Consider the following 6537-nt stretch of genomic DNA (forward strand, 5'->3'; position numbering starts at 1 on the left):
TTGCAAGCTGTCGGCCCATGAGCCACCACCTCCTTCCGCCCACCGGCCAACTCACCGGCCCACTCGCCGGGCTCCGCGCCGTCGACTGCACGGTCGAACGAGGCGAGTTGTGCGGCCGCTACCTTGCCGACCTCGGCGCCGAAGTCGTGAAGGTCGAGCCGCCCGGTGGAACGCCTGCCCGGAAGCTGGCCCCAGTTCGGTCGGGTGTCTCGCTGGCGTGGGCGGTGCGCAACGCGGGGAAGCTGGGCGTGGTGCTCGACCTCGAGACGGAGGCCGACCGCGATCGGTTTCACTCGCTCCTCGATCACTCCGATGTGCTCCTCACGTCGGAGGTTGCGCTCGACGCGGGCATCGGAGCGACTGGCCTCGACACGCGCGAGCTTGCGGCCCGTCATCCGCACCTTGTCGTGATCGCGATCACCGCGTTCGGCCTCGAGGGTCCGTTCTCCGACTACGTCGCAACCGACGCCGTGCTCTCGGCAACCGGCGGGATCGCGTTCAAGGCCGGCGTTCCCACCGACACGCCGCTGTTCCCGCCCGGGCACCTCGTCGACGACCTCGTCTCGGTGACGGCGGCGTTCGCGGCGCTCTGCGCGCTCTACCAGCGCGAGCACACCGACGCGGGGCAGTTCGTGGAGCTCTCCGCGAACGAGGCCGTCGCGCTCGCGGCCGACTGGGCGCTTCCAAACGTGAGCGCGCGCGTGCTCGCCGGCGAGCCGCCCGCCGAAGTGCGCAACGGATCGGGACCCGTCTATCCCGTGTTCAAGTGCAAGGACGGCTACGTACGGCTCGTCGTGTTGAGCACGCGCCAATGGCGCGCCCTACGCGAATGGCTGGGCGAACCCGAGTATCTCCAGGATCCCGAGCTCGAGAGCTTCGTCGCCCGGCTCATGATCGCGGCGACCGTGATCAATCCGTTGCTCGAGGAGCACTTCGCGCAGTTCGGCATGGACGAAGCCGCGGCCGAGGCCCAGCGACGCGGCATCGTGTGCACGCCCGCGCTGACACCGAAGCGCGTGCTCGAGAACGAGCACCTTCGCTCACGCGCGACGTTCGCGCCGCTTTACGTCGGCAACGGTGTCACGGCACCCGTGTTCACAGGGTTCTACGAGCTCGACGGCGAGCGCGCGGGACCGCACGAGCCGCCGCCGGAGATCGGCCAGCACACCGAGCAGGTCTTCGGCAGTCTCGGCGAGGCGCGGCCTGCACCGTCGTCGATACCCGCTCCGGCTCCGCCGCTCGCCGGCGTGCGGGTCATGGACTTCGGGATCGGCGCCGTCGGCGTGGAGGTCGGACGCCGTCTCGCCGAGTACGGCGCCGAAGTGATCAAGATCGAGTCGCGCGCGTATCCCGATTTCATGCGTACGGTCACCGGCGGCGAGTTCTCGCCCTCGTTCGTGTCGTCGAGTCGTTCGAAGCTCGGCTTCGGTGCGAACGCGCAGACGCCCGAGGGACATGAGGTGCTGCTGCGCCTGGCCGAGCAGTCCGACGTCGTCGTCGAGAACAACTCCACCGGCACGATGGACAACCTCGGGCTCGGGTTCGGTGACCTCGTCGCCGTCAACCCGAACATCGTGATGGTGTCGAGCCAGCTCATGGGCTCGCACGGGACGTGGGCCGATTGGCGGGGGTACGGGCCCACCGGCCAAGGCCCGGGAGGGCTGCTGCACCTCTGGAACTACGCCAACCGTGACGACCCCGCGGGCTCGGCGTCGATCTACCCCGACCACTACGCCGGCTGTCTCGGCGCGGTCGGCGCGCTTGCGACGTTGGTCGGCCGCGCGCGCGGCACCAACGCGGGGACGCATGTCGAAATCGCGCAGGTGGAAGCGGTCGCGGGCTCGCTCGCCGACCTGCTCGCGGCAGAGGGCGTCGCGCCCGGATCCGTCGTGCCGTCGGGCAACCGCAGCGAACAGGGTGCGCCGTGGGGTCTGTACCCGTGCGCAGGCGAGGAGCAGTGGGTCGCGATCACCTGTCGCGACACCTCCGACTGGCGCGCGCTCCGGACCGCGATGGGCGAGCCCGACTGGGCCGGCGATCCGGCTTTCGACGACAACGACTCCCGCCTCGCGAACGCCGCGGTGCTCGACGAGAAGGTCGGCGAGTGGACGCGCACCGACACCAAGGATGCGATCGCGGAACGGTGCCAGCGCCACGGCGTGCCGGGTGCGCCGATGCTGACCGGCACCGACATGGGGAGTCATCCGCACTACGTGGCGCGCGAGTTCGCGATCCGCATCGACCAACAGGTCCTGGGCCCGATGGTGCTCGACGGCGCCGCGTTCCACGGCGCCCTCATGGTCGGCCCCGACGTCCGGGGTGCACCCGCGATCGGCGAGCACACACGACAGATCAGCACCGAGGTACTCGGCCTCGATGATGCCGAGATCGACAAGCTGTTGGCGACCGGCGCGCTCGAGACCACGCCGGCGGTCACACAGCCGGCGTCGTCCGACCTCTCGGACTGACCAATCAGACGGATTGGTCTGCCTGACCCAATCAGACCGATAGGGCGCGTTCGCAGAACGCGACGAGGTGGTCGATGTCGGCGCGGCTGGGTGTGGTGCGCGTCAGGATGCGCTGCTCCATGTACGCGTACGTGATGTCGTAGACCGCGCGTGCGTCTCGGTGCGGATCCCGGAGCTCGAGCTCGCCCGCGGCGGCGGCGGCTGCGAGCGCGTCCTCCAACTGCTGCAGCAGGACCGCCTCGGCCCGGGCCTTCTCGGCGGGAAACTGATCGGCGAGCCGGCCGATGTTCGCGACGAACGGGCGCGTTCGCGATGCCGCCTCGGGGTCGACCGCTTGCGCGACCACACCTTCGATCCACGCCCGCACGCGAGCGCGTGCGTTTGGCGCGGCTTCCATCCGGTGGGCGAGGTACTCGGCCTGACGGCGGAGGCCGTCGTCGAAGATCACGAGCATGAGCTCGTCTTTCGAGGCGAAGTGCCGGTAGAACGCAGGACTGGAGAGCCCGGCTTCGTCGAGGATGTCGCGGACGCGCGGGTCGATCGTCCCCGTGCGCTCGATCACTCGGTAGGTGGCTTCGACGATGCGTTCGGCGTCCCCGGCCGCCGCAACACTCACTCGGTTACCGTACTCTCGCCATGCGCCGCGACTTGCTGATCGGTGACATCTTTCGAACCGCGACGCGGGCGGCGCCGGGGCGGATCGCCGCCTGGCGCGGCGACGATTCGATCACGTTCGACGAGCTCGAGCGGCGCGGCAACCAGGTGGCGCATGCGCTCGCGGCACTCGGTATCGGGCATCGAGACACCGTCGTCGCGTGGAACGACACCACGCTCGACGTGCTCCCGCTGTTCGTCGCGCTGGCGAAGCTCGGCGCGGTGTTCGCCCCGATCAGCCCGTTGCTTTCGCCGGACGAGGCCGAGGTGATGATCGCGGCGGCGAGGCCGAAGGCGATCGCCGCCGACGCCGGGCGCGCGGCCGACGGTGCGGCCCTTGCGGCGCGTGTGAGCGCGCCCTTCGTCGAGCTCGCGGGCTTCGCCGCCGACGAGGACGATGCCGACGTCGACGAGCCCCTTCTACGCGAGACCGACCCGCACGTCGTCTTCTTCACCAGCGGGAGCACGGGGCGCCCGAAGGGCGCGGTGATCTCCAATCGAGTCAACGTGCTGCGCACACATCCGGGCGCGTTGTTGGAACCCCGAGGCGCGAAGGTCGCGCCGTTCCCACTGTTCCACATGGGCGCGTGGACGATGGCCCTCCAGCAATGGCAGGCGCGCGAGGCGATGGTCTTCACGACCACCGATCCGGCCGCGATCTGCGAGGCAATCGAACGCCACTACGCGACGCGGGTGCACTGCCTGCCGGGAATCTGGCGGCGCGTCCTCCAGTACCTCGACACGCCGGATGGTCGCGCGCGCGATCTGTCCTCGGTGTTGCTTGCCGACGCCGCGACTTCGGCGACCCCACTCGAGCTCCTCACCGCGATCGACCAGGCGTTGCCGAACGCGCGCGTGCGGGTCTTCTACGGGTCGACCGAAGCGGGCTTGGTCGCGTGGCTCCCGCCCGCCGACATGTACCGCAAGCCGGGGAGTGTCGGCGTGCCGGGAGTCCTCACCGCGGTCCGTGTCGATCCGGGCGGTGAGCTGTGCGTGAGCGGCCCGCTGCTGTTCGACGGCTACCTCGACGATCCGGAGGCGACCGCAGGTGCACTCGTCGACGGTTGGTACCACACCGGCGACGTCGTCGATGTCGACGACGACGGGTACATCTCCATCGTCGGCCGCGCGCGCGACGTGATCCGCACCGGCGGGGAGACGGTCGCTCCGCCCGAGGTCGAGGCGGTTTTGACGCAGTGCCCCGGTGTTGCCGACGTCGCGGTGATCGGACTCCCGGATCCGCAATGGGGCGAGGTGGTGTGCGCGGTGATCGTGCCCGTCGCCGGACGCGACGCGCCGACCCTCGACGAGGTGCGCGCCTACTCCGACGGCCTGCTCGCCAGGTTCAAGCAACCCCGGCGCGTCGAGGTGGTCGACGCGATCCCCCGGACCCCCGCCACCCAACAGGTCCAGCGCCGCCTCCTCGTGGACCGCCTGACCTGAGGGTGGCGCCAAAAACGGCGTTTTTCGCTACTCTCGCGGGGTGGAACGAGAGCTGCTGGTCACGGGGATCGGCGGGCAGGGGATCCAGCTCGCGGCCCTCGTGATCGCACGGGCCGCGCTCGTCGAGGGCCGCGAGGTGCAGCTCTTCGGCAGCTACGGCGGGATGATGCGCGGCGGGAACACCGAGGCCACCCTCGTGGTCGCCGACGGGCCGGTCGAGGCCCCGCCCACCGTCGGATCGGCGTGGTCCGCGATCGTGATGCACCACGACTACTCGGAGCCGACCTTCGAGCGGCTTCGGCCGAACAGCGTCGTGATGGTGAACTCGACCGTCTTCGAAGGTTCGTTCGACCGCGACCCCTACGTCGTGGTCGACGTGCCCGCCACCGATCTCGCCCTCGGGCTCGGCAACATCATGACCGCGTCGATGGTGATGACCGGCGCGTACGCGGCGGTCACCGGGCTCGTTGCACTCCACGCGCTGGTCGACGCGGTACAGGGCGCGTTGCCGTCGTACCGGGTGCGCCATGCCGGCCTCAACCAAGACGCGCTGCGCGCCGGGTACGACGCCGCACCCGACGTGCGCGTCGACGCGTGGACGGTCTCAGTCGCATGAGTGCGGGCACGGTGCTCACGCGCGGCACGGTCGTCATCGACGTCGAAGCGTGCAAGGGCTGCGATCTCTGCATCGACGCGTGCCCGCCTCGTGTGCTCGTGATGACCGAGCACATCGTGAACACGCGTGGCTACCGTTACCCGATGCTGCTCGCGGGTTGTACCGGATGCCGTGCGTGCGCCCAGATCTGCCCCGACTTCGTGTTCCAGGTGTACAAGTACGACACGCCGCTCGAGCTTCCCATGGAAGTCGAAGCGGACCAGGCATGACGACCGCGCCCGCTCGTCAGCTCCTCGAGGGTTCGGAGGCGATCGCCGACGCGATGATCGCGGCCGGGTGCCGGTTCTTCGCCGGTTACCCGATGACCCCGTTCACCGAAGTGCTCGAGTACATGGCGGCCAAGCTCCCCGAAGTCGACGGCGTGTGCATGAACGCCGAGAGCGAGCTCGAGGCGATCGGCATGGCATGGGGCGCCGCGGCCACCGGCACGCTTGCCGCCACGGGGTCCACCGGCCAGGGCCTGTCGCTCATGCAGGAGTCGCTCGCGGAGATCTCGCTCGCACGCGTGCCGCTCGTCGTCTTGAACATGGCGCGCGCGCAGGGCGACTACTTCCAGGCCACGCGTGGTGGCGGGCACGGCGACTACCGGCACCTCGTGCTCGCGCCCATGGACGTCGCCGAGGCCGTCGAGCTCGTGCAGCTCGCGTTCCATCTCTCGTCGCAGTGGCGCAATCCGGTTTTGGTGTTCGGCGACTACTACCTCGCGCACACCACGCAGTCGGTTGCCGTCGAGGCGATTCACTTCGGACCGCCGCCTGCCGCCGACTGGGCGCTCGACGGCTCAACTGGCGGGTCCGGCAACGCACGCCTCGTATCGCCGCTCGGTACGGGCAAGCAGCGCGACGCTGCCGGCTACGACCTCGCCCAGCACTATCTCGCGTGCGCGCAGGGCACGACCGAGATGCTGGAAGGCGTCACGCCGCTCGTCGACACGGGGTTCGTCGACGACGCCGACGTGGTGGTCGTCGCCTTCGGCACACCCGCCCGCTACGTGCGCGCGGCGGTGCGCAGCCTGCGCGACGACGGCGCGAAGGTCGGCTGGGTCCGGCCGATCTCGCTCGTACCCTTCCCGGCGGAAGCCGTCGCCGCCGCCGCCGAAGGCGCGCGAGCCGTCGCGGTGTACGAGAACAATCAGGGCCAGATGATCGACGACGTGCGCCTCGCGGTACTCGGGCGCTGCCCGGTGCACTTCATCGGCGGCCTGAGCCTCGACAGCTCGGGGTTCGGGATCGCGCCCGATCTCGACGTCGCCACACTGCGCGCACGCATCGAGGAGGTGCTCGGCTGATGGAACGA

6 protein-coding genes are annotated in these 6537 nt (G+C 70.0%); 5 read left to right on the forward strand and 1 reads right to left on the reverse strand.

Annotated features, from left to right (window positions below; genetic code table 11):
- Positions 1-17: 17 nt before the first annotated feature.
- Positions 18-2468 carry a CoA transferase gene (locus WD271_09480; GenBank protein ID MEX1008058.1) on the forward strand — a complete coding sequence of 817 codons (2451 nt, stop codon included), beginning with the start codon at positions 18-20 and terminating at the stop codon, positions 2466-2468.
- A 31-nt stretch (positions 2469-2499) separates the two neighbouring features.
- Here the strand turns inward: WD271_09480 and WD271_09485 are convergent, their stop codons facing one another.
- Positions 2500-3084 (reverse strand): helix-turn-helix domain-containing protein, encoded by a 585-nt coding sequence (locus WD271_09485; protein ID MEX1008059.1) that lies wholly within the window; start codon positions 3082-3084, stop codon positions 2500-2502.
- Positions 3085-3104: 20 nt separating this feature from the next.
- On the opposite strand from WD271_09485, the gene WD271_09490 reads away from it, so the two are divergent.
- The 4 genes from WD271_09490 to WD271_09505 are packed head-to-tail and all read left to right on the forward strand — an operon-like array spanning position 3105 to position 6529.
- Entirely contained in the window at positions 3105-4565 is a 1461-nt protein-coding gene (locus WD271_09490; GenBank protein MEX1008060.1) for a class I adenylate-forming enzyme family protein, read from the forward strand.
- A gap of 40 nt (positions 4566-4605) precedes the next feature.
- Complete coding sequence (locus WD271_09495; protein MEX1008061.1) at positions 4606-5181, forward strand: 2-oxoacid:acceptor oxidoreductase family protein; 576 nt, start codon at positions 4606-4608, stop codon at positions 5179-5181.
- On the forward strand, positions 5178-5450 hold the full coding sequence (locus WD271_09500; protein ID MEX1008062.1) for a 4Fe-4S dicluster domain-containing protein: 273 nt from the start codon (positions 5178-5180) through the stop codon (positions 5448-5450). The genes WD271_09495 and WD271_09500 overlap by 4 nt, the downstream gene beginning before the upstream one ends.
- Complete coding sequence (locus WD271_09505; protein ID MEX1008063.1) at positions 5447-6529, forward strand: thiamine pyrophosphate-binding protein; 1083 nt, start codon at positions 5447-5449, stop codon at positions 6527-6529. The genes WD271_09500 and WD271_09505 overlap by 4 nt, the downstream gene beginning before the upstream one ends.
- The last annotated feature ends 8 nt before the right edge of the window (positions 6530-6537 follow it).

The organism is Acidimicrobiia bacterium (genome assembly GCA_040880805.1).
Taxonomy (GTDB): domain Bacteria; phylum Actinomycetota; class Acidimicrobiia; order IMCC26256; family DASPTH01; genus DASPTH01.